Origin of the sequence: Roseovarius amoyensis (assembly GCF_003260265.1) — a bacterium.
GTDB classification, from domain to species: Bacteria; Pseudomonadota; Alphaproteobacteria; order Rhodobacterales; family Rhodobacteraceae; genus Roseovarius; species Roseovarius amoyensis.
In genome coordinates this window covers 1-2561 of the sequence record NZ_QITQ01000070.1, presented here as the reverse complement: position 1 = coordinate 2561, position 2561 = coordinate 1, and the positions used below count along the sequence as shown (strand labels likewise).

4 protein-coding genes and 1 riboswitch are annotated in these 2561 nt (G+C 65.4%); all 4 genes read left to right on the top strand.

The window, feature by feature from the left end; all coding sequences use genetic code 11:
• The first annotated feature begins 64 nt into the window (after positions 1-64).
• A riboswitch (TPP riboswitch) is annotated at positions 65-172 on the top strand.
• Positions 162-773 (top strand): YkoF family thiamine/hydroxymethylpyrimidine-binding protein, encoded by a 612-nt coding sequence (locus DL899_RS19170; protein WP_111735904.1) that lies wholly within the window; start codon positions 162-164, stop codon positions 771-773. It overlaps the preceding riboswitch by 11 nt.
• Before the next feature lie 6 nt (positions 774-779).
• Positions 780-1580, top strand: a complete 801-nt coding sequence (locus DL899_RS19165; RefSeq protein WP_239494779.1) for an ABC transporter permease — start codon at positions 780-782, stop codon at positions 1578-1580.
• Positions 1567-2301 carry an ABC transporter ATP-binding protein gene (locus DL899_RS19160; RefSeq protein ID WP_111735902.1) on the top strand — a complete coding sequence of 245 codons (735 nt, stop codon included), beginning with the start codon at positions 1567-1569 and terminating at the stop codon, positions 2299-2301. The genes DL899_RS19165 and DL899_RS19160 overlap by 14 nt, the downstream gene beginning before the upstream one ends.
• Positions 2302-2305: 4 nt before the next feature.
• Positions 2306-2561, top strand: a 256-nt coding sequence (locus DL899_RS19155) for an ABC transporter substrate-binding protein (RefSeq protein WP_162685674.1), incomplete at its 3' end; no start/stop codon positions are given.

Sequence of the window (2561 nt, the reverse complement as noted above, 5' to 3'; positions counted from 1 at the left end):
GGCGGAAGAGCATTTCTCTCTGCGCCGGCCCTCGCTTGACACTCCGTTTCCACAGGTTACTCTTTGGTGGTACCAGGGGTGCTCCGTTCAGGAGCTGAGATGCGCGACACCGCGCGAACCCTTCACAGCTGATCCGGATAATGCCGGCGGAGCGAGGGAAGATGTTCATAGGCGCGCAAGTTTCACTCTATCCGATGACGTCGGACTTCGTCGACGTCATCACGACCGGGCTCGAGGCCCTCAACCCCCACAGAAACGCCTTGCGAATCGAGACCGACGACATCTCGACGCTCATGGTCGGGGCGCCCGGTCCGCTCATCGACGCGATCCGCGATCTCTTTGCCGCCGTGGCGCGGGGCCCCAATCACGTCACCATGCATGTCACCCTGTCGCGCGGATGTCCGGGCGAGCCCGACGACCCAACCTGTCGCTGCGAGACGCTGGTGCAGGCCCAAGACCAGAGCCTGCCCGAACGTCAGGCGCTGGCGCTGGAAGCGGTCAGCGCTGCGCCCGATCTCGGCGTCTGCATCGATGTCCAGTTCTCGCTCTATGTGCTTGGCCAGGACCGGCATATGGACGAGATCTATGGCTGTATCGAATTCTTGAAGGAGTCGGGCACCTTTCTGAGGTCCAAGAACTTCTGCACGCGGTTGCGCGGCGATGCCGGCGCGGTGTTCGAGACGCTGCGGCAGGCGTTCTTGCGTTTCGGTCCGGCCGAAGGGCATGTCACAATCGACCTCACGGCGTCCGCCAACAGCCCCAGCCTTGCCTGACACCCCTTGCGCCGCATTCTGGTCGCGGCGGGAGCCTACATGCGCCTCTTGCGACATATCCTGCCCACCGCGCTGATCGCGCTGGCGCTTCTGCTGGTCTGGCAGCTTTATTGCATGGCGAGTGGAGTCTCGGCGCTGGTCCTGCCGGCCCCGAGCGATGTGCTGCGCTCCCTCGTCATCGAGCGGATGAGGATCGGGCCGCATGCGTTCAGTACGATCGAGGTCGCCACGATCGGCTTCGGCCTGTCGGTGATCTTTGCCTTCGGTGCCTCGGTCGCCTTGCATTTCAACCCCTGGCTGCAACGCGGGCTGATGCCGCTGCTCGTCGCCAGCCAGACGATCCCGCTGGTGGCGCTCGCGCCGCTGATGATCCTCTGGTTCGGCTTCGGCCTGTTGCCGAAGGTGCTGCTCGTCATCCTCGTCACCTTCTTTCCCATGCTGGTCAGCCTGCTGTCGGGCTACCAGCAGGTGCCGCAGGCCTATCTCGACCTTCTGACCTCGATGGGCGCGGGACGCGGCCGGATATTCGCGCGCGCCACGCTGCCGGTGGCGCGGGCCTCGTTCTTCGCCGGGCTGCGGATTTCGGCGACCTACGCCATCGTCGCCACCATCTTTGCCGAATACGCAGGCGCGCGGCAGGGCCTGGGGATCTACATCCTGACCGCCAAGAACAATTTCCGTGCCGATCTGGTGCTTGCCGCCGTCGTCGTCTCGGCGGCCCTCACGCTTTTGATGCTCGGAACCCTGCGCCTGATCGAGCGGCTCACGGCGCGCGGCCATGAGAGGGGGCGTGATGCTGCAGGTTGAGGGACTGACGATCCGGGCCGGATCACGGGCGCTGGTCACCGATTTATCCTGCGCGCTGCGCCGGGGCCGAATCACCTGTCTGATCGGCCCTTCGGGCTGCGGCAAGACATCCGTGTTGAAATGGCTGGCCGGTATTCTGCCGGTCGATATCGAGGCCGGCGGCGCAATCGAGTTGGACAACGCGCCCGTCGCGCGCCCGCATCCGGCCATCAGCTACCAACCGCAGAGCGACGCGCTGTTTCCCTGGCTGACCATCGCCGCGAACGCCGCGCTCGGGCTGGAAATCGCCGGGGTGCCGCGCCGGGCCGCGCGGCGACAGGTTGCGCCGCTGTTTGCGCCCTTCGGCCTTGCCGGCTGCGAAGACCTTTACCCCGATCAGGTTTCCGGCGGCATGCGCCAGCGCGCGGCCTTTCTGCGCACCATGGTGCAGGACAGTCGCTTCGTGCTGCTGGATGAGCCGTTCTCGGCGCTCGATGCCGTCACGCGGCTCAGGATGCAGGACTGGCTCTGCGCGCGGCTCGCCGAGACCCCCCGTGGCGTGCTGATGGTCACCCACGATCTGCATGAAGCAGCCCACATGGCAGACCGCATCCTCGTCATGCCGGCCCGCCCCGGCCCGCTGGCCGCCGATATTCCGATCAACATCCCCCGCGACCAGCGCAGCGAAGCCGCGATGGCCGAGATCCACACAACCCTGAAAACCCTGCTGCTGAAGGAATGATTCCATGATCCGACCCCTGCTTTTTGCCGCCTGCCTGACCCTGCCTGCTGCCGCCGAGGCGCAGGAAAAGGTGAGCATCGCGCTCGACTGGACTCTGAACACCAACCATGTGGGCCTGATCGTTGCCCGCGACCGCGGCCTGTACGACGAGGCCAGGCTGGACGTGGAAATCCTGCCCTATTCCGATACAAGTTCCACCGCGTTGCTGGCGGCTGGGATCGCGGATTTCGCCTACATGACCTCGCTTGGCTTCATGAGCG

Bases quoted from the DNA above. Each gene is read 5' to 3' on its own strand.
- DL899_RS19170 (WP_111735904.1), top strand. From the start codon at position 162: ATGTTCATAGGCGCGCAAGTTTCACTCTATCCGATGACGTCGGACTTC.
- DL899_RS19160 (WP_111735902.1), top strand. From the start codon at position 1,567: ATGCTGCAGGTTGAGGGACTGACGATCCGGGCCGGATCACGGGCGCTG.